Origin of the sequence: Bradyrhizobium sp. 134 (assembly GCF_023074155.1) — a bacterium.
Classification (GTDB): domain Bacteria; phylum Pseudomonadota; class Alphaproteobacteria; order Rhizobiales; family Xanthobacteraceae; genus Bradyrhizobium.
Map to the genome: position 1 here is coordinate 19686 of NZ_JADPKX010000069.1, position 19056 is coordinate 38741.

21 protein-coding genes are annotated in these 19056 nt (G+C 65.1%); 15 read left to right on the forward strand and 6 right to left on the reverse strand.

Going from position 1 to position 19056, the window contains the following annotated elements:
* Positions 1 to 92 precede the first annotated feature (92 nt).
* The 3 genes from dmeF to IVA75_RS25220 all read left to right on the forward strand — a co-directional run bounded on the left by dmeF (position 93) and on the right by IVA75_RS25220 (position 2901).
* On the forward strand, positions 93 to 1037 hold the full coding sequence (dmeF, locus tag IVA75_RS25210) for a CDF family Co(II)/Ni(II) efflux transporter DmeF (RefSeq protein WP_247289339.1): 945 nt from the start codon (positions 93 to 95) through the stop codon (positions 1035 to 1037).
* 71 nt (positions 1038 to 1108) lie between these two features.
* Positions 1109 to 1939, forward strand: coding sequence for an N-acyl homoserine lactonase family protein (locus tag IVA75_RS25215; protein WP_027567274.1), 831 nt, complete (start codon positions 1109 to 1111; stop codon positions 1937 to 1939).
* A gap of 83 nt (positions 1940 to 2022) precedes the next feature.
* The gene (locus tag IVA75_RS25220) at positions 2023 to 2901 is read left to right on the forward strand and encodes a DMT family transporter (protein ID WP_247289341.1); all 879 of its coding nucleotides are present in this window, start codon (positions 2023 to 2025) and stop codon (positions 2899 to 2901) included.
* On the opposite strand, the gene IVA75_RS25225 is transcribed toward IVA75_RS25220, so the two are convergent.
* Positions 2898 to 3089: a hypothetical protein gene (locus tag IVA75_RS25225; RefSeq protein WP_247289343.1), complete on the reverse strand. Its 192-nt coding sequence runs from the start codon at positions 3087 to 3089 to the stop codon at positions 2898 to 2900. The two genes, IVA75_RS25220 and IVA75_RS25225, sit on opposite strands and share 4 nt — an antisense overlap.
* A gap of 31 nt (positions 3090 to 3120) precedes the next feature.
* On the reverse strand, positions 3121 to 4278 hold the full coding sequence (locus tag IVA75_RS25230) for an MFS transporter (RefSeq protein ID WP_027518338.1): 1158 nt from the start codon (positions 4276 to 4278) through the stop codon (positions 3121 to 3123).
* Positions 4279 to 4463: 185 nt separating this feature from the next.
* Between IVA75_RS25230 and IVA75_RS25235 the strand changes: the two genes are divergently transcribed.
* Entirely contained in the window at positions 4464 to 5723 is a 1260-nt protein-coding gene (locus IVA75_RS25235; protein WP_247289344.1) for an adenylate/guanylate cyclase domain-containing protein, read from the forward strand.
* Positions 5724 to 5837: 114 nt separating this feature from the next.
* Here IVA75_RS25235 and IVA75_RS25240 read toward each other — a convergent pair whose 3' ends face one another.
* The gene (locus IVA75_RS25240) at positions 5838 to 7082 is read right to left on the reverse strand and encodes an MFS transporter (RefSeq protein WP_247289346.1); all 1245 of its coding nucleotides are present in this window, start codon (positions 7080 to 7082) and stop codon (positions 5838 to 5840) included.
* Between the two features lie 167 nt (positions 7083 to 7249).
* Here IVA75_RS25240 and IVA75_RS25245 point away from each other — a divergent pair, with 167 nt between their 5' ends.
* Positions 7250 to 8602 (forward strand): Nramp family divalent metal transporter, encoded by a 1353-nt coding sequence (locus IVA75_RS25245; protein ID WP_247289349.1) that lies wholly within the window; start codon positions 7250 to 7252, stop codon positions 8600 to 8602.
* A gap of 419 nt (positions 8603 to 9021) precedes the next feature.
* On the opposite strand, the gene IVA75_RS25250 is transcribed toward IVA75_RS25245, so the two are convergent.
* The 3 genes from IVA75_RS25250 to hemB all read right to left on the reverse strand — a co-directional run bounded on the left by IVA75_RS25250 (position 9022) and on the right by hemB (position 11884).
* Positions 9022 to 9798 carry an arginyltransferase gene (locus tag IVA75_RS25250; RefSeq protein WP_018458387.1) on the reverse strand — a complete coding sequence of 259 codons (777 nt, stop codon included), beginning with the start codon at positions 9796 to 9798 and terminating at the stop codon, positions 9022 to 9024.
* Positions 9799 to 9961: 163 nt separating this feature from the next.
* On the reverse strand, positions 9962 to 10501 hold the full coding sequence (locus tag IVA75_RS25255; RefSeq protein ID WP_007611123.1) for an RDD family protein: 540 nt from the start codon (positions 10499 to 10501) through the stop codon (positions 9962 to 9964).
* A gap of 321 nt (positions 10502 to 10822) precedes the next feature.
* Positions 10823 to 11884 carry a porphobilinogen synthase gene (hemB, locus tag IVA75_RS25260; RefSeq protein WP_247289350.1) on the reverse strand — a complete coding sequence of 354 codons (1062 nt, stop codon included), beginning with the start codon at positions 11882 to 11884 and terminating at the stop codon, positions 10823 to 10825.
* A 134-nt stretch (positions 11885 to 12018) separates the two neighbouring features.
* On the opposite strand from hemB, the gene IVA75_RS25265 reads away from it, so the two are divergent.
* From IVA75_RS25265 to nusB, 10 genes are all read left to right on the forward strand, one after another.
* On the forward strand, positions 12019 to 12516 hold the full coding sequence (locus IVA75_RS25265; RefSeq protein ID WP_027518332.1) for a DUF6163 family protein: 498 nt from the start codon (positions 12019 to 12021) through the stop codon (positions 12514 to 12516).
* A 406-nt stretch (positions 12517 to 12922) separates the two neighbouring features.
* Positions 12923 to 13441 carry a MarR family winged helix-turn-helix transcriptional regulator gene (locus IVA75_RS25270; RefSeq protein WP_007603420.1) on the forward strand — a complete coding sequence of 173 codons (519 nt, stop codon included), beginning with the start codon at positions 12923 to 12925 and terminating at the stop codon, positions 13439 to 13441.
* Between the two features lie 201 nt (positions 13442 to 13642).
* Entirely contained in the window at positions 13643 to 13879 is a 237-nt protein-coding gene (locus IVA75_RS25275; RefSeq protein WP_247289352.1) for a hypothetical protein, read from the forward strand.
* Positions 13880 to 13916: 37 nt separating this feature from the next.
* Positions 13917 to 14138, forward strand: coding sequence for a hypothetical protein (locus IVA75_RS25280; protein ID WP_007603423.1), 222 nt, complete (start codon positions 13917 to 13919; stop codon positions 14136 to 14138).
* Positions 14139 to 14382: 244 nt separating this feature from the next.
* Positions 14383 to 15681 carry a serine hydroxymethyltransferase gene (gene glyA, locus IVA75_RS25285; protein ID WP_247289354.1) on the forward strand — a complete coding sequence of 433 codons (1299 nt, stop codon included), beginning with the start codon at positions 14383 to 14385 and terminating at the stop codon, positions 15679 to 15681.
* A gap of 29 nt (positions 15682 to 15710) precedes the next feature.
* Positions 15711 to 16193: a transcriptional regulator NrdR gene (gene nrdR / locus IVA75_RS25290; protein ID WP_007603426.1), complete on the forward strand. Its 483-nt coding sequence runs from the start codon at positions 15711 to 15713 to the stop codon at positions 16191 to 16193.
* Positions 16190 to 17338 carry a bifunctional diaminohydroxyphosphoribosylaminopyrimidine deaminase/5-amino-6-(5-phosphoribosylamino)uracil reductase RibD gene (gene ribD / locus IVA75_RS25295; protein ID WP_247289356.1) on the forward strand — a complete coding sequence of 383 codons (1149 nt, stop codon included), beginning with the start codon at positions 16190 to 16192 and terminating at the stop codon, positions 17336 to 17338. The genes nrdR and ribD overlap by 4 nt, the downstream gene beginning before the upstream one ends.
* Positions 17338 to 17961, forward strand: coding sequence for a riboflavin synthase (locus IVA75_RS25300; protein WP_247289358.1), 624 nt, complete (start codon positions 17338 to 17340; stop codon positions 17959 to 17961). The genes ribD and IVA75_RS25300 overlap by 1 nt, the downstream gene beginning before the upstream one ends.
* A 72-nt stretch (positions 17962 to 18033) precedes the next feature.
* Complete coding sequence (gene ribH / locus IVA75_RS25305; protein WP_007611095.1) at positions 18034 to 18525, forward strand: 6,7-dimethyl-8-ribityllumazine synthase; 492 nt, start codon at positions 18034 to 18036, stop codon at positions 18523 to 18525.
* Positions 18526 to 18527: 2 nt separating this feature from the next.
* On the forward strand, positions 18528 to 19025 hold the full coding sequence (nusB, locus tag IVA75_RS25310; RefSeq protein WP_027567260.1) for a transcription antitermination factor NusB: 498 nt from the start codon (positions 18528 to 18530) through the stop codon (positions 19023 to 19025).
* The last annotated feature ends 31 nt before the right edge of the window (positions 19026 to 19056 follow it).

Sequence of the window (19056 nt, forward strand, 5' to 3'; positions counted from 1 at the left end):
ACCTGTCAATCGGCTCATTCCGGGGATTTTGCCCAGAAGACTCGCAGGTCTATATTAGGGGTTAACGGCCCGGGCCTTTCGGAGACTTCGCGATGCATTCCCATTCCATCGAACAATGGACCCATGACCACGCCTTTCTGGGCGACAAGCACGACGAGAACGAGCGGCGCACCTGGCTCGTCGTCATCCTGACGCTGGTCATGATGGTCGGCGAGATCGTCGCGGGCACGCTGTTCGGCTCGATGGCGCTGCTCGCCGACGGCTGGCACATGGGAACGCATGCGGCGGCGCTGGGAATTGCCGCGTTCGCCTATCGCTTTGCGCGACGACATCTGGGGAGCTCGCATTTCAGCTTCGGGACCGGCAAGTTCGGCGATCTTGCCGCCTTCGCCAGCGCGATCATCCTCGGCCTGATCGCGGTCGAGATCGCCTATGAGAGCGTGCTGCGGCTGATCAATCCGGTGCCGATCGTCTATGGCGAGGCCATCGTAGTCGCTGCCCTCGGCCTGTGCGTCAATCTCGCCAGTGCCTGGCTGCTCCGCGATAACCATGGTCATCACCATCACGGCCATGCGCATGATGATCACGACGATCATGACCATGATCACCACCATCACGACAACAATCTCCGCGCGGCCTATGTCCACGTCATGGCGGACGCGGCGACCTCGGTGCTGGCGATCGCCGCGCTCGTGGTCGCCATGTATTCGGGATGGGCCTGGGCCGATCCGGCGGTCGGCCTGATCGGCAGTGCCGTGATCGCAAGCTGGGCGTTCGGTCTGATCAAGACATCAGGCGCGGTGCTGCTCGACGTCCGCGCCGACGAGAAGCTGGAGCGCGTGATCCGGGCGCGCATGGAGATCGGCGACGACCGCGTCACCGATCTGCATCTGTGGCAGGTCGGCCCCGGCCATTGCGCTGTGCTGGTCTCGGTGGTGTCGGACCAACCGAAGCAGCCGGCCGTCTACAAGAGGCGGCTCGCCGGGTTGAGGGGGTTGAGCCACGTCACGGTCGAGGTCGAGACCTGCCCGCATTGAGGCGGGAATTCTGCGAACTGGCCGGGGTTGACCCTCGGTCACAGCCGACAATGGCTGCAAGGGAGGAACGAATGACGCCAAGGATCACGCTCGCTCTCGCCGTCGCCGCGCTTGCTCTGTGCGGCCATGCGGCGCTGGCGCAATCGGAAAAGACCGGTGTCGAAAAGCTCTACGTGCTCAATTGCGGGGAGGGCACCGCCGGCGACATCTCGCGCTGGACGCCCGGCCTCAACGAGGGCAAGACGATGGACTTCGTCGACAGCTGCTATCTCGTCAAGCACGCCAAGGGCTGGTTCCTGTGGGACACCGGCATCGCCGACGCAGTCGCCGCGATGCCGAACGGCCTTACGCCCGCCGATCCCAAGGCCGTAACCTGGCGCCGGCCGAAGACGCTTGCCGCCCAGCTCGAACAGCTCGGCCTCAAGCCCGGTGACGTCAAGATGATGGCCGTCTCGCACACCCATCCCGACCACACCGGCAATGTCGAGCTATTCCCGCAGGCCACGCTCTACGTGCAGAAGGCCGAGTATGACTGGCCCGGCGCCAACAACGAGCCGCGATTCAAGCCCTCGCACCCGGTCGAGCTGCTTGCGGGCGACAAGGATGTGTTCGGCGACGGCAGCGTGACCATCCTGTCGACGCCCGGCCATACGCCGGGACATCAATCGCTGCTGGTGAAGCTGCCGAAGACCGGCGCCGTCGTACTGTCGGGCGACGCCGTGCATTTCAAGGACAATTGGGACAACCGCCGCGTGCCCAGCATGAACGCCAACAAGGACCAGAGCGCGGCCTCGATGCAGAAGATCGCCGACACGCTCAGTAAGGAGAAGGCGCAGCTCTGGATCAACCACGACAAGGTCCAGCGCGACAGCCAGAAGATGGCGCCTGAGTTTTACGACTAGCTTCCCGCGACGCCCCTGTTGCCACTACGGTGGCAGCAGGGGCGTGCTAGCGCCCTCAACAAGCTCCGCAACGGGAGACGATTGTGGGTGAGTGGGCCGGGGTTGCGATCGCGCTGGCGTCGAGCAGCCTTGGCGGCACTGCCGCGGCGATCACCCGCTATCTGGTCGGCGGCGCCGATCCGATCCTGCTCGCGATCCTGCGCTGGGGGATCGGCTTTCTCTGCCTCCTGCCGTGCGCGGTTCTGTTCGGCGTGCGCTGGCCGCAGCGGTCCGATTGGCCGGCCGTGGCGCTGCTCGGCATCTGCTTTTTCGGCCTGTTCTTCATCCTCTACAACATCGCGGTCTCCTACACGACCGCCGCGCGCTCCAGTCTCGCGCTTGCGACGCTGCCGCTCCACACCATGGTGGTCGGCGCCATGCTCGGCGTCGAGCGGCTGACGGCGCGCAAGATCATTGGTGTCGGCATCGCCGTGCTCGGCGTGGCGGCGGCGCTGGCGGCGGGCCTGGCGCAAAGCCCGCCGGGCGCCTGGCGCGGCGAGCTGATCATGAGCGGTGCCGTGTTCTGCATGGCGTTCTACAACGTGCTGTCGCGGCCGCTGATGCAGCGCTCCAGCCCGCTCGGTTTTCTCACGGTCGGCATGGGTGCGGGCGCCGCCGTGCTGGTGCTCGCGGGTTTCGTGAAGGGCAGCTTTGCAGCGCTTGATCATTTCACGATGGGGCAGTGGATTGCCGGCGTCTATCTCGGCATCGGCGGCGGTGCGCTCGCCTTCATCCTCTGGGTCATGGCGCTGGCGCGGGCAACGCCGACCCGGGTCGCCAATACGATGACGGTCAACCCGATCGCCGCCACCTTGCTGGCCGCGCTGCTGATCGGCGAGCCGATCACGCCCAACCTTCTGATCGGGCTGGTCGCCGTGTTCGCCGGCATCTGGATCGCGACCGGCGAAACGAAGCCGGCCTAGTTGCGCGGTGCGGTCACGGGGGGCGGGCTCGCTTCCGGCGCCTTCTTCGGCTTCAGCGAGCCGGCGTAGAAGGAGATCAGCCAGACCAGGATGATGGCGAGGAGATAGACACCCCAGGCCTGTGGCGGCGTGGTCGCCCAGCGCAGGAGGCCCTTGAATGTGCGGGGCGGGCGCGTGTCTTCGGTCATGCTTCGCTTGTGCGCGAAAGCTCCGGCCCGGTCAATCCGGCCGCGGTTGCGCGCGGATCATGAACAGCGCGGCCAGCGCCGAGAGGCTGAGCGCGGATGAGACGATCAGCACCTTGGCGCCCATGACGTCGATGAGCAGGCCAAAGGCCAGCGGCGCCACGGCTTGCGCCATCCGTGCCGGCGCGCCGATGATGCCGAGGCGATAGCCGAAATCCTTGGGGCCGAAGATCGACAGCGGCAGCGTGCCGCGCGCGATGGTCAGGATGCCGTTGCCGGAGCCGTGGAACAGCGCAAACGCACTGGCCGCGGCGCCGCCGAAGATCGCAACGACCACGGCGCCGATCGGGTGGGTGAGGCAGGCGAGCCGCGTCGACCACAGCGGATGAAAGCGGCTGAGGAAGCCTGCCTCCAGAACCCGCGCGGCGACTTGTGCGGGGCCGATCAGCGCACCGGCCGCGATCGCCTCGACCGGCGTCGCGCCGGTGGTCTCCAGGATGCGCGGGAAATGCGCGGCCATCGCGCCGGTGACGGTCCAGACTGCCGCAAAGATGAAGGCGAGCAGCACCATGGTGCGGTCGAGCGGCAGATGCGGCTTCACCGCTGTCGCCGCAGCCTGCCTGGCGCCCTTGATCGTCGGCAGCAAGAAGAAGTTGAGCGGCAGGCCGATCAGGATATTGGCAGCGGCCCAGGCAAAGCAGGTGTCGCGCCAGCCGATATGGGCGAGGCCCCAGGCGGTGAGCGGCCAGCCGACGGTCGATGCAAAGCCCGCCATCAGCGTGATGCCGGTGATCGGCCTGCGCGCCTCCGTGCCGTAGATACGGCCGAGCGCGGCGAAGGCGGCGTCGTAGAGCCCCATCGCCATGCCGATGCCGAGCACGAGCCAGGCCATCGCCATCACCGCCACCGATTGCGAGAGGCCGAGCAGAACGAGGCCGGCGGCGATGGTCAGGTTCGACACCGAGAGGACCTGCCGGCCGCCGACCAGATCGATCTGTCGGCCGATGCGCGGCCCGAGCAGCGCCGAGATCACCAGCGAGGCCGAGAACGCGCCAAACACCCAGTTGGAGGAGATGCCGAGATCGCGCGCCATGGGATCGGCGAGCAGCGCCGGCAGATAGTAGCTCGAGGCCCAGGCCAGGGTCTGCGTGGTACCGAGCGCCAGGATGATCGGAAGCTGGCGCTGGCTCATATCCCCGAATTTCTGATCGGCGGTGTCATCATTCGCATTTGCGGCCCGAGGCGGCAGCGCGTCAACAGCGTCAACGACATATGCGACCTGCCGCGGGTGGGAGCCTTGGCTGCGGGCGGGAGCCTTGACGTCGCAAGGTCCGCGCGCCGCCTTTCGCTCGTCACGAATGCACGGCATAATGGCGCATGCAATTGACCTCGCGCCTTGCGCTGATGAACTGGTTGGCCGGCCAGGGGCTCACCGGCCTGCCCGAACCCGAACTGCTGCGCGGCTTCTGCGAGCGCTGCCGCGCCGAGGGGCTGGAACTCTCGCGTGGGCTTGTCGTGATTGATACGCTGCACCCGATCTACGAGGGTCGCGCCTTCCGCTGGAGCGATACACCGACCAACGAGAGCGACGTCGTCGAATACGGCTCGACGGCCGAGGGCGACGCGGCCAACAATTGGCGCCGGTCAGTGTTCTATCATTTGCTCGAGCATGGTCACGACGAGATGGTGATCGATCTCGCCGACGCGCCCTCGCTCGATTTTTCGCAAATCGGCGAGCTCGCCGAAACCGGTCACCGCCATTTCCTGGCCTTTGTGCACCGCTTCGGGGAGACCGGAGCGCTCGGGCAGATGGACTGCCTCTACTCCTCCTGGACAACGCGACGCGACAGCGGCTTCGCCGAAGGCGAGCTCGCGGCGCTGCGCGACCTCGTGCCGGTGCTGGGGCTCGCGATCAAGTCGGCGCAGCAGGTCGACATCGCGCGCACGCTCGGCCGCGTCTATCTCGGACGCGATGCATCAGAGCAGGTCTTGAGCGGACGTATCTCGCGCGGCGTCACCGAGCGCATCAACGCCGTGCTGTGGTATTCGGATCTGCGCGGCTCGACCGGAATCAGCGAGAGCATCGGCCCCGACGAGATCATCCCGTTCCTGAACGACTATGCGCAAGCCGTGATCGATGCGATCCACGACGCCGGCGGCGACGTGCTGAAGTTGATCGGCGACGGCGTGCTCGCAATGTTCACCGGTGAAGACATGGCGCATGCCCGGCGCGCCGCGCTGCGCGCCGAGCATTTGTTCCGGAAGAACGTTGCAGCGCTGAACCTGAGGCGGGGCGCCGAAGGCCGTCCCACCACGTCCGCCTATATCGGCCTGCATGTCGGCGAGGTCTTCTACGGCAATATCGGCAGCGAGGACCGGCTTGATTTCACCGTGGTCGGTCCGACGGTGAACGAGGTCAGCCGCATCGCCTCGATGAGCCGTTCGGTCGATCGCGAACTGCTGGCCTCGGCGGAGTTCTACAAGGGCCTCGACGCCGCCGGCCGCCGCTACCTCGTCTCCACCGGCCGCTACGCGCTGCGTGGCATCGGCCGCGCGCAGGATCTCTACACGCTCGATCCGGAGGTGGACGCGAACGAGCCGGTGACGGGGAGCTACGAGCGGTATCTGGCGGGATAGGCTAGCTGTTACAACATACTCCGTCATTGCGAGGAGCGCTTGCGACGAAGCAATCCAGACTGTCTCCGCGGACGGATTCTGGATTGCTTCGCTTCGCTCGCAATGACGGTGCAGCTAACACCGCGCCGCCACCTCATCGCCCACCATGTCCGGCTGCCGGTCCAGCGCCACGGCGGGCGAGAGCCAGATCACTAGCGCCTGCACGCCGAATACGGCGGCGGCGAGATAGAGGCACGCTTCCGCGCTCCAGAGGCCGCCGACGACCGCACCCAGCGCCGAGCCGACCGGGCGGGCGCCGTAGCTCATGATGTTGATGGCGGAGACGCGGCCGAGCAGGCGCGGCGGCGTTACCGATTGACGCAACGTCGTGGTTGAGATCACCCACAGGATCGGCCCGACGCCGAGCAGGAAGAAGCTCAAGGCCGCAAGCCAGGGCGAGGGGACCAGCACCGTCAGCGCCATCACCACTGCCGCGACGAAGCCGGTGACGGGGCCGAGGCCGACGACCGTGCCGAACGCGATGCGCTTCATCACGCGCGTGGCCAACAGCGCGCCGATCACCATGCCGACACCGTACATCGTCAGCACGGTGCCGATGCCGGCGGCGGTCAGGCCGAGGTGACGAACGGCGTAAGGCACGAACACCGCGATCTGCAGGAACCATCCGGTGTTGAAGATGAACTGGGTGATGAACACCGGCCGCAGCAGCGGATGATGAAACACGAAGGCCGCGCCCTCGCGGATGTCCTGGAACGGATGCCGCCGTGGCGCCGGCGTGCGGGCGGGCTCGTAGATGCCGGAGAGCAGCACGACGGCGATAGCCGAGAGCGCGGCCGCGAAGCCGAAGGCCGGGCTCGCGCCCCACCACCCCACCAGCGCGCCGCCAAGCGCAGGCCCGCTGGCGAAGGCGATGGTGCGTGCGAGCTCGATCCGCGCATTGGCCGCCGGCAACAGGTCCGAACTCACCAGCGAGGGCACCAGCGCCGGCGCGGCCACGCTGTAGACGACGGTGCCGCAAACGGCGGCAAAGCCGAGCAGCGCCAGCAGCGGCAGGTTGAGCGCGCCGAGTGCGAGCAGCAACACGATCGCTGCAAGGGCCGCGGCCCGCAGCGCCTCGGCGCCCGCCATCAGCGAACGGCGGGAGATGCGGTCGGCCAGCAGGCCGGCGGGGATGGCGAACAGGACGAAGGGCAGGGTCAGCGCGGTCTGGAGCAGGCCGGTCTGGCCTTCGGCGACGCCGAGCGTCAGCACCGCGACGATGGGGGCCGCGGCCAGCGCGATCTGTTCGGCCGACTGTGCCGCCAAATTGGACCAAGCGAGGCGGTTGAATGTCTCGGGGAGGCGCGGGGGATTTGACATGGCTCATTTCCTGCAAAGTCGAGTCGGCGCCACTATCCGCCTCTGATGACGGCCAAACCCACCCGCTTCCCGACAGGGGCGACACATAGCGACCGCCCAGAGACCGATGCGGCTAGATGCAGTTGCAAATGAGTTGCAATAAGGCTCGACTTCGGTATTCTCGCTCCATGGATGCTCGCTCTCCCGATCTGACCCGAGACGCCGCCGGCTGGCGCAATGACGCGCCTGCGACCAAGAGCCTTGCCGAGGTGAATGCCTCGGTCGCCCTTCCCATCGCGGGGGTGTGGTGGCGGCGCCTGCTCGCCTTCGTCGGCCCGGGCTATCTGGTCTCGGTCGGCTACATGGACCCCGGCAATTGGGCGACCGACCTCGCCGGCGGGTCCAAGTTCGGCTACACGCTGCTCTCGGTCATCCTGCTCTCGAATTTGATGGCGATCCTGCTGCAATCACTGGCGGCACGGCTCGGCATCGTCACCGACCGCGACCTCGCGCAGGCCTGCCGCGGGACCTATTCGCCGGCCGTGAATTTTCTGCTCTGGCTTGCCTGCGAGGCGGCGATCATCGCCTGCGATCTCGCCGAGGTCATCGGCACGGCGATCGCCCTGAAGCTGCTGTTCGGCATTCCCCTGATCGGCGGCGCGCTGATCGCCGCACTGGATGCCTTCTTGCTGCTCATCCTGATGAACCGTGGCTTCCGTTTCCTCGAAGCTTTCGTCATCGCACTGCTCGTTGTGATCGCGGTCTGCTTCACGGTCCAGCTTGCCGCGGCCGCACCACCGGTGGCCGAGATGCTGAGGGGATTTGTGCCGAAGACCGAGATCTTCACCAACCCGGAGATGCTCTACATCGCGATCGGCATCATCGGCGCCACCGTGATGCCGCATAATCTCTATCTGCATTCCTCGATCGTGCAGACGCGCGCCTATGAGCGCAACGACGAAGGCCGGCGCGAGGCGATCAAATGGGCGACGACGGATTCCACCATCGCCCTGATGCTGGCGCTGTTCATCAACGCCGCGATCCTGGTCGTGGCTGCCGCAACCTTCCACAAGAGCGGCCATTCTGACGTTGCCGAGATCGGCCAGGCCTTCGAGCTGCTGTCTCCGCTGCTCGGGCTCGGCATTGCCTCGACACTGTTCGCGGTGGCGCTGCTCGCCTCGGGCCTGAATTCAACGGTGACGGCGACGCTTGCCGGCCAGATCGTGATGGAAGGCTTTCTCGATTTGCGCCTGCCGAGCTGGGCGCGCCGGTTGCTGACGCGCGGCATCGCGATCATTCCCGTGATCGTCGTCACCGCGATCTATGGCGAGCGCGGCACGGCTGATCTGCTGGTATTCAGCCAGGTCGTGTTGTCGATGCAGCTGCCTTTCGCCGTGATCCCGCTGGTGCGGTTCGTCTCGGACCGCCGCAAGATGGGCAAGTTCGTAATCCCGGCGTGGGTCGCGGCGATCGCTTGGATCGTTGCCGGCATCATCGTGGTTTTGAACCTGAAGCTGCTCGCGGATACGCTGTTCGGGTGATGAATCAGGGCCGTGACGGCGTTTCGGCTTGTATGGGCTGAGCGGATTGAAGTCGAGGTCGACCTCTTTCACGCATTGCTGACTTTCGCGATGACTCGAGCCGGCGTGCCACTTGCCTGAACGAAGCTCGACCTTCCTCATCTCGGCGATCTTTAGGCACTTCCAGTCGCCTGCGCGAGGAAGTCCTTTGCTGGAGCCGCCAGAGAATTGGAAGGCAAGTGTGTATTCCTCGCCGTTCGTATGGCCAAGCAACGCGGGACAAATGGCGCGCGGGTGACCCTGATACGAGCAGTGCACCTGAAGTCGTTCGATAATGGCCTGTGCGATTAAATCGTAAGTCCGGGACAAGGATGCCTCCGTAGTCTCTTCTGCTTACGGCCCTTGCATATTGGTCGCCCGCAGGCGAACGGCTATGCCGATCAATCCTGCGGCTCGGACGTCGCATCGCCTTGCGCGTCAATGCGCAGCCAGCCTGACGGCGCGAGGCGCTGCTGGGGCAGGAAGCGGGCCTTGTAGTCCATCTTCTTGGAGCCCTCGATCCAGTAGCCGAGATAGACGTAAGGCAATCCCTGCCGGCGCGCCCGAGCGATGTGGTCGAGGATCATGAAGGTGCCCATCGAGCGGCTGACTTCGCCGGGCTCGAAGAACGAATAGACCATCGACAGGCCGTCGCTGAGCACGTCGGTCAGCGCGACCGCAATCAGCTCTTCGCCCCGGCCGGTGATGCCGCTGTCGGGACCGCGCTTGCGGTACTCGATGATACGGGTCTCGACGTGGCTGTCCTCGACCATCATGGCGTAGTCGAGCACGGTCATGTCGGCCATGCCGCCATGGCGGTGACGGGAATCGAGATAGGCGCGGAACACAGAATATTGCTCGGAGGTCGGCACCGCGCTGCGCTGCTCGCCGATGATGTCGGCGTTGCGCGCGATCACTTTGCGGAAGTTGCGGGAGGGGCGGAACTCGTTGGCGATCACCCGGACCGAGACGCAGGCGCGACACTGGTCGCAGGCGGGACGGTAGGCGATCGACTGGCTGCGACGGAAGCCGCCGTGGGTCAGGAGGTCGTTGAGGTCACCGGCGCGCTCACCTACGAGGTGCGTAAACACCTTGCGCTCGTGCCGGCCCGGCAGATAGGGGCAGGGGGAGGGCGCCGTGAGGTAAAATTGTGGGGTGTCGCGCGAGTGCTGGGTCAAGGGACGTCGTGGGCCTCCAAAATGTGCATCAGCATCGCGCTACGAAAGCCCCCGGTCAATCGGTCTACTCGGCAGGTCAGATCGGACAGCATAGCGGGTCCAGGTTGATAGGTTCTTGATCCAGGTTGGTTGATCAGTAGGTCCTTGATCGAAAGGTCGCTGATCAGTAGGTCCTGGCGCCTTGAGGCACCGGCGCACGAACGGAATTGTTGATCACGACCGTTCCCAACACGAAATCCTGCAGCAAGCGCCTGCGGCCGTTGAAGAGGCCGACCAGGACGACGAAAGGCGACAGGAACGAGACGGTCACCCAGAACAGCACGGCGTGGGTGGCCCCGAGCACGAAATAGCCGGGCGCGCCGTACCAGGTGCGCAATTCAAGATCCATCACGCGCATGCCGATGGTCGCGGACGACGGACCCCCGATGCAGGCGCCGTAATAGACGATGGCCCAGATCACGGAGGCCGGCCAGGCCAGCCAGAACAGCGCCCAGCCGATGCCGAGCGTGACCACGCCGAACACCGCGATGAAGAGGTAGCCGAGGATCACCGGCACCGAGATCACGACCATGTCGATCAAGAAGGCGAACACCCGCCGCGTCGCAACGCCGCGGAACAGTTCCGGGTGCAGATAGGGATCGTAGGCGTGCGGCTGCGCCCCACCGTCATTGCGCCAGGCATTGCCCGAGTCCGAATACGACATGACCATTCTCCCGAGGGAAACTCCCGTGGCAGGACTCCCGTGGCAGGACATGGGAACAGGCCATCCGCGTGCCAAGGGCGCCGGGATTAACAAGCCGAAATATTCCGGCGATTCGGGGGCGGCGGAGGTGGTCGTGGCACACCCTCGGTGTCGTCCTGGCGAAAGCCAGGACCCATTACCCCAAGGAGATGTTTGGCGAAGATTGATCGTCGGTACTGCGACCGATCGGAATCGAGAGATCACGCGGTATGGGTCCTGGCTTTCGCCAGGACGACGATGAAGAGACACATGTGCCGGCCTTCGCCGGGACGACCTTGGGATCTACCCCTGAGCGCGCAGCTTCTCCGCCGCCTTCGGTGCGAAATAACTCAGCACACCGTCGGCGCCGGCGCGCTTGAAGGCGAGCAGGCTCTCCATCATGGCGCGGTCGCCGTCGAGCCAGCCGTTGTTGGCGGCTGCCGCGATCATCGCGTATTCGCCGGACACCTGGTAGGCGAAGGTCGGCATTGCGAACGTGTCCTTCACGCGGCGGACGACGTCGAGATAGGGCATGCCGGGCTTGACCATCACCATGTCGGCGCCCTCGGCGATGTCGAGCTCGACCTCGCGCAACGCCTCGTCGGTGTTGGCGCTGTCCATCTGGTAGGTGCGCTTGTCGCCAGTGAGCGTCTTGGCCGAGCCGATCGCGTCGCGGAACGGGCCGTAGAAGGCGGAGGCGTATTTTGCGGCATAGGCCATGATCTGCACGTCAAGCAGGCCGGTGCGATCCAGACCCTCGCGGATCGCGGCGACGCGGCCGTCCATCATGTCGGAGGGCGCGATGATGTCGCAGCCGGCTTCGGCCTGCACCAGGGCCTGACGCACCAGCACGGCGACCGTCTCGTCGTTCAGGATCTTGCCGTCGGAGATCAGGCCGTCATGGCCGTGACTGGTGAAGGGATCGAGCGCGACGTCGCAGAGAATGCCGATCTCCGGAAACTCCTTCTTGATCGCGCGCACCGCCTGGCAAACCAGATTGTTCGGGTTAGTGGCTTCCGAGCCCTCCTCGTCGCGAAGGGACGGGTCGGTGTAGGGAAACAGCGCGAGACAGGGAATGGTGAGCTTCATCGCGCGCTCGGCGTCGCGCACGGCCTGGTCGACGCTGAGACGCTCGACGCCCGGCATCGAGGCAATCTGCTCGCGCTTGTTGTTGCCGTCGATCAGGAACAGCGGCCAGATCAGATCGTCCGTCGTGAGCACGTTCTCGCGCACCATGCGCCGGGCCCATTCGGCCTTGCGGTTGCGGCGCGGGCGGACGGTCAGATCGAGGGCAGGAGAGGCCCCAGTGCCATCCCGGCGCGAGACTTCGCGCAATTCGATCGGACGCCCGTATTTGATCGCCATCACTCTTCCTCCGGCTGGAATTATTCTTATACCAGCTCACATGGTTCCCGTCACCGCGGCTTGACGTGCCGCAAGGTAAAGAACTGGCTTGGGCAGCCGATTGATTTTGCGGGGCAAAGCAGCCAGAAGGGGGCATGTCCGAGATCTCCACCCGCGATGCGGCCCGCGACAGTGCCAGGGACGCCGTCCGAGACAATGCCAGAGACAGCGCAATGTCGGTGGCGGCGATCTCGTCGGAGCGAGCTGAGTCCGACGACAATGTCTGGACGCGCCGGCTCGTGCTGTTCCTGCGGGTGATGGCGCTGCTCTCGATCCTCAAGGGCCTCTACCATTGGGCGCAGGTGACGGGCTTCGTCGGCGGTGAGGACGAGGCGTTCGAGAACCAGTCGATGGCCTGGCAGGCCTCGACCATCTACTTCGCCGTGATCGAACTCGTTGCTGCGGTCGGGCTGTGGCTGGCGACGCCTTGGGGCGCCGTGGTGTGGCTGACGACCGTGGTGTCGATGGCGGTGATCGAACTGATGTTCCCGGGCATCTACGGCGGCAGCCTGATTGTGGTCGGCGTCGAAGCCTTCATGCTGGCGGCCTATCTCGCACTCGCCTGGATGGCCGCACGCGAACGGCCGCCATAGCAAACTCTCGTGTCCCGGCTCTGCGCTCCGCTTCGCTGTGCTGGTCCGGGACAGGAGAATGTCGCGCTTGGTTGACGGTTGGTTGCGTAAAATTCGACGTAAGTTTTCGCTAACCAGCGTGTTCCGCCACAGCTCTTACGCGGCCGTTTCGAAACGGGGCGGGGCTGTTCTGGAATGCGACAATCGGGGCGGACGGAGGGTGAACAGGACCTTGCGAGAGTCAACAGAGAGTTGCGAAAAGTGCTTGTGGCACAGGCTTAATCCGCAATTCACTGTCTTAAATTCATGATCTCTTTATTCTCTTATTTAAGCCGATCTTCAAACGAGCCCCTTAAGTTGCACCTATCAGACGGGACACAAGTTTCGTCGAATGAGTGTCGATAAAAACGACAACAGGGGAAGTGTCATGATGAAAGCCGTCGCAACTGCGGCAGATACCGCAGAGCGCGTCTCCGGCCAGCAGGGTTCGGTGCAGACGCTCTATCTGGAAGCTTTGACTCTGGTGGAGCGGCTGCATCGCCGGTTGCTCGACGTCATCAAGGACGAGTTTGATCGCCGCGGCCGTGCGGACATCAACTCGGTGCAGGCGCTGCTGCTCTACAACATCGGCGACAAGGAACTGACCGCGGGCGAACTGCGCACGCGCGGTTATTATCTCGGCTCCAACGTCTCCTACAATCTGAAGAAGCTCGTCGAGCTCGGCTTCCTCGATCATCAGCGCTCGCGCGTCGATCGCCGCTCGGTGCGCATCCGCCTGACGCCGCAGGGCCAGGAAGTTCGCCGTATCGTCGACTCGCTCTACCAGAAGCACGTCAAGACGGTGGAGCAGGTCGGTGGCATCTCGGGCGAGGAGTTCTCGACCCTCAACAAGTCGCTGCACCGCCTCGAGCGGTTCTGGACCGACCAGATCCTGTATCGTCTCTGAGCTCTTTCGACGGGACTTGGCCAAGCCGGCCCACAACAAGACCGGCAAGCCTCCCTAACGTGCCTGAGCTTCCCCAAGCGCGCCGGCCCGGCTGTGTCCGGACCGGTGCGTTTTTCCATTTCGCGGTTGCGAAAAAAATCCCCGATTCCATGGAACGAGTTCCCGGTTCGGCACTTATCTCCTCCGGATCGGAGGCTGACGATGCTGGTCGAGCGTGGCGTGGGGGTGATGAACGTGGAACTCGTGAGCGAGGCCTATGCCATCGCCGCGAACTATCTTCGCCGCTCCGGCGCGATCCGCGACACCCTCGTCACCGACGAAAGCCTGCTCGAGATCGTCATCCAGCTGCTCCAGCACGGCGAATTCAACAAGATCAGGTTGGCCAACAAGGCCATCGTCAGGTTCGAGGCGCAGTCCGAGGCCAAAGCGGTTGCCTGATCTCAACCCCCAAACGCGGCAAAAACCAGAGGGTGCCATGGAAGCTGCCATTGACCGGATCATGCATACCTACGATTTGCTCGCCAACCGCACGTCTGCGGCGAGCGCGGAGGCGCGGGAAAAGGTCACCAACTATCTCAATACGTTGATGGAAGCCGGCGAGAAAGACACCCACAGGTTGACGGTTTGCGGCCTCACCTATCTGCGGCAGCTCGACGGCAGCGTGGATCCCGTGAAGGCGGGGTATACCGGGCTTTAGAGGCTGGCTCGCACCCGCGCGGCCTTTCAAGCCCAAAGGAGGTCTTTCAGGACACGGACGACCGGATACCGCCCCGTCGTCCAAATCCTCTAATCCCACTATATCTTGCATAAATCACCGGTCCGACCCGCAACTACTTGGCCTGTTGCGGGCGATGTGGTAGATCGCGCTCGCCGCTTCCGATCGCCACACCAGACCCGCCCGTAGCCCGCCAAAAGGCTGCGGCGGTGGAGATATTCGCAAGATGACCTTCGCCAAAACCGCCTCCGCGCCCGATTCGTTTTTCACCGCCTCGCTCGAGCAGGCTGACCCGGAAATCGCAGCCGCCATCAAGGGCGAGCTCGGCCGCCAGCGTCACGAGGTCGAGCTGATCGCCTCCGAGAACATCGTCAGCCGTGCCGTGCTGGAAGCGCAGGGTTCGGTGATGACCAACAAATATGCGGAAGGCTATCCGGGCGCGCGCTACTACGGCGGTTGTGAGTGGGTCGACGTCGCCGAGAACCTCGCGATCGATCGCGCCAAGAAGCTGTTCGGCGCCAACTTCGCCAACGTGCAGCCGAACTCCGGCAGCCAGATGAACCAGGCGGTGTTTCTGGCGCTGCTTCAGCCCGGCGACACCTTCATGGGCCTCGATCTCGCGGCCGGCGGCCATCTCACCCACGGCTCCCCCGTCAACATGAGCGGCAAGTGGTTCAAGGCCGCGCACTACACCGTGCGCCGCGAGGACCAGATCATCGACATGGACGCCGTCGCCAAGCAGGCCGAGGAGGTCAAGCCGAAGCTGATCGTGGCCGGCGGCTCGGCCTATTCGCGCGCCTGGGACTTCAAGCGCTTCCGCGAGATCGCGGACAGCGTCGGCGCGTATCTCCTGGTCGACATGGCGCACTTCGCCGGTCTCGTCGCCGGCGGCGTGCATGCCTCGCCGGTGCCGCATGCTCACATCACCACCACCACGACCCACAAATCGCTGCGCGGTCCGCGCGGCGGCCTGATGCTGTGGAATGACGAGGCGCTGACCAAGAAATTCAACTCGGCGATCTTCCCGGGCCTGCAGGGCGGCCCCCTGATGCATGTGATCGCGGCGAAGGCAGTCGCCTTTGCCGAGGCACTGCGGCCGGACTTCAAGGTCTATGCCAAGAACGTCGTCGAGAACGCCAAGGCGCTGGCCGAGGCGATGAAGGGCCACGGGTTCGATATTGTCTCCGGTGGCACCGATAACCATCTGATGCTGGTTGACCTCCGGCCGAAGGGCCTGAAGGGCAACGCCTCGGAGAAGGCGCTGGTTCGCGCTGCCATCACCTGCAACAAGAACGGTATTCCTTTCGACCCCGAGTCGCCGTTTGTCACCTCCGGTATTCGGCTGGGCACGCCTGCGGCAACCACCCGCGGCTTCGGAGTCGCTGAATTCCAGCAGGTCGCCGGTATGATCGCCGAAGTCCTCAACGCGATCGCGCAGTCCTCCGACGGCAAGGCGCCGCTGGTGGAAGCCGCGATCAAGGAACGGGTCAAGGCGCTCACCGACCGTTTCCCGATCTATCAGTAAGGTCCAAGAAAACCGGTCAAGGTCAACGGATGCGCTGCCCGAACTGCAACAGTCTCGATACGCAGGTGAAGGACTCGCGTCCGACCGAGGACTCTTCCGTGATCCGCAGGCGACGCGTGTGCGTCGCCTGCAATTTCCGCTTCACCACCTTCGAGCGCGTGCAGCTGCGCGAGCTCACGGTGATCAAGCGCAACGGCCGCCGCGTGCCGTTCGACCGCGACAAGCTGATGCGCTCGGTGTCGATCAGCTTGCGCAAGCGGCAGGTCGAGCCGGAGCGGGTGGAGAAGATGGTCTCCACCATCGTGCGCGAGCTCGAGACCGGGGGCGAGGCTGAAATCTCCTCCGAAGTGATCGGCGAGACCGTGATGGAGCATCTGCGCACGCTCGACGATGTTGCCTATGTCCGCTTCGCCTCGGTCTACCGCAATTTCCGCGAGGCCAAGGATTTCGCCGACGTGCTCGGCGAGCTCTCCGGTGAGGAGGAAGCGCGGCTCGCCGCGATCCGCAAATGATCTTCCGCATCCTGGAGGATCAATTCGCGCAGAAGGCGCGCGAGTCCAGGGATGCCGACCGGCGCTTCATGGAGCTTGCGCTGGCGCTCGGCAGGCGCGGGCAGGGACGTACCTGGCCCAATCCCGCCGTCGGTGCCGTCATCGTCAAGGACGGCGTGATCGTCGGCCGCGGCTGGACCCAACCAGGCGGACGACCGCATGGCGAGCCTGAGGCGCTGCGGCGCGCAGGCGAGGCCGCGCGCGGCGCCACGCTCTACGTCACGCTGGAGCCGTGCTCGCATTTCGGCAAATCGCCACCGTGCGCCGACGCCGTGATTGCCGCCGGCATCAAGCGTGTGGTGGCCGCGATCGAGGATCCCAATCCGGAAGTCGCCGGTCAGGGCCATGCGCGCCTGCGCGCCGCCGGAATCACGGTGGATGTAGGTCTGTGCGCGCGCGAAGCCGCCTTCGACCACGCCGGGCATTTCCGTCGCATCAGGGATCATCGCCCGCATGTGATCCTGAAGCTGGCGGTCTCGCCCGACGGCAAGATCGGCGCGGCCGGGGGCAAGCCGGTCGCGATCACCGGCGAGGCGGCGCGCAACCGGGTGCATCTCCTGCGCGCGCAAAGCGACGCCATCCTGGTCGGCATCGGCACGGTGCTGGCGGACGATCCGCAGCTCGACTGCCGCCTGCCGGGCATGGCAGCGCGCTCACCGGTGCGCGTGGTGCTCGATCAGAGCCTGCGCATTCCCGGCGCGAGCAAGCTCGTGGGCTCCGCGCGCGAGATTCCGCTGTGGGTGATGGGTTCTGAGCTCGCGGAGGCCGCGGCCGCCACGCGGCTCGGTGCTGCCGGCGCGCAGGTGATCCGCGTGCCGCCCGGCAACGCCTCGGGACTCGATCTTGCGGCAGTGCTGCATGCATTGGCCGGGAAGGGCATCACGCGGCTGATGGTCGAGGGCGGCAGCCGCGTTGCGGCGTCCTTCATCGCCGCTGACCTCGTTGACGAGATCTGGCTGTTCCGCGGTGCAGAGGCGGTGGGCGCCGACGGGGTGGATGCGCTCGCTGCATTGCCGCTGTCGAAAATCACGCAGTCGCAGGCCTACAAGGTTCATGCTAGCGAGACCTTCGACAAGGATACTCTCACCATCTACGAGCGCGCGTAATGTTCACCGGCATTGTCACCGATATCGGCGAGATCGTCGGCTTCACGCCGACGGCGCAGGGCCAGCTGCACCGGCTGCGCATCGCCTGCCGCTACGACCAGACCACCATTGCGGACGGCGCCTCGATCGCCTGCAATGGCGTCTGCCTGACGGTGGTTGCTTCTGGTGTCGAAGGCGGCAAGGACTCTGCTCAGAGGTCCTGGTTCGACGTCGATGCCGCGGCCGAGACGCTGGCGCTGACGACCGCCAAGCACTGGAGGGTCGGCACCAGGCTCAATCTCGAGCGTGCGCTCAAGATCGGCGACGAGCTTGGCGGGCATATCGTCGCCGGCCATGCCGATGGCATCGCGACCCTCGTCAGCCGCGAGGACCTGCCCGAGATGGCGCGGTTCGAGCTCTCCACGACGCGCGAGCTGGCGCGGTTCATCGCGACCAAGGGCTCGATCACGCTCGACGGCGTCTCGCTGACGGTTAATACGGTGAAGGACGTGACCTTTTCCGTGCTGATCATCCCGCACACCCTGACGGTCACGACGATCGGCGGCTGGAAGGCGGGGGATGAGGTCAATATCGAGGTTGATTTGATGGCCCGCTACGCGGCGCGGCTGACGGAAATGAAGTGACGGCGTCTTTAAACTTGGCTTACCCGCTGGTGGCGACTACATAGCGCCAACCCCTGTGGAACGGATTTGACGATGGCAGACGCGCGGCGCGCACCCCTGAAGGACCAGACCGACATTTCCGGCGCACGCGCGCTGATTGTCGAGGCACGGTTCTATGATGATCTCCAGGACGCGATGCTCGAAGGCGCGGTGGCCGAGCTGAAGGCGGCCGGTCTGACCCACGACGTCATCACGGTTCCCGGCGCACTGGAGATTCCTGCGGCGATCGCCATCGCGGTTGATGCCGCGGCCGCCAATGGCAAGCCCTACGATGCCGCGATCGCGCTCGGCTGCGTGATCCGTGGCGACACCATCCATTTCGAGATCGTTTCGCAGGAATCCTCCCGCGCGCTGATGGACTTGGCGGTGGCCCGCAAGCTGCCGCTCGGCAACGGCATCCTCACCGTCAACACCGAGGCGCAGGCCTGGGCGCGGGCGCGTGCCAGCGAGTTGAACAAGGGCGGCGATGCCGCGCGGGCCGCGATTGCGATGCTGCGCATAAAGCGCCGGCTGGCGCGGGCTTGATCATGGCCGACAACAGCAAGAAGCCGCCGGCTGGCACGGAGAAGAAAGCGAACCGGCGCGGTGCGGCGCGGCTCGCAGCCGTGCAGGCGCTGTACCAGATGGATATCGGTGGTGCCGGCATCAACGACATTTTTGCGGAGTTCGAGAGCCACTGGCTCGGCAACGAGGTCGAGGGCGATACATATTTACCGGCGGAAGCGGCGTTCTTCCGCGACGTCGTCTCCGGCGTCGTGCGCGACCAGAAGAAGCTCGATCCGCTGATCGACGAGGCGCTGTCGAAGGGCTGGCCGTTGAAGCGCATCGAAGCGATCCTGCGCGCGGTGCTGCGGGCAGGGGCCTACGAATTGGAACATCGCAAGGACGTGCCGGGCCGCGTCGTCGTGTCCGAATATGTCGACGTCGCCAATGCCTTCGTCGACCGCGAGGAGACCGGCATGGTCAACGCTGTGCTCGACCAGATCGGCCGCCAGTTTCGCGGCGACGAGTTCGGGCGGGGGTAGATATCCGCGAGGGCGGTGAAGTGATGCGATA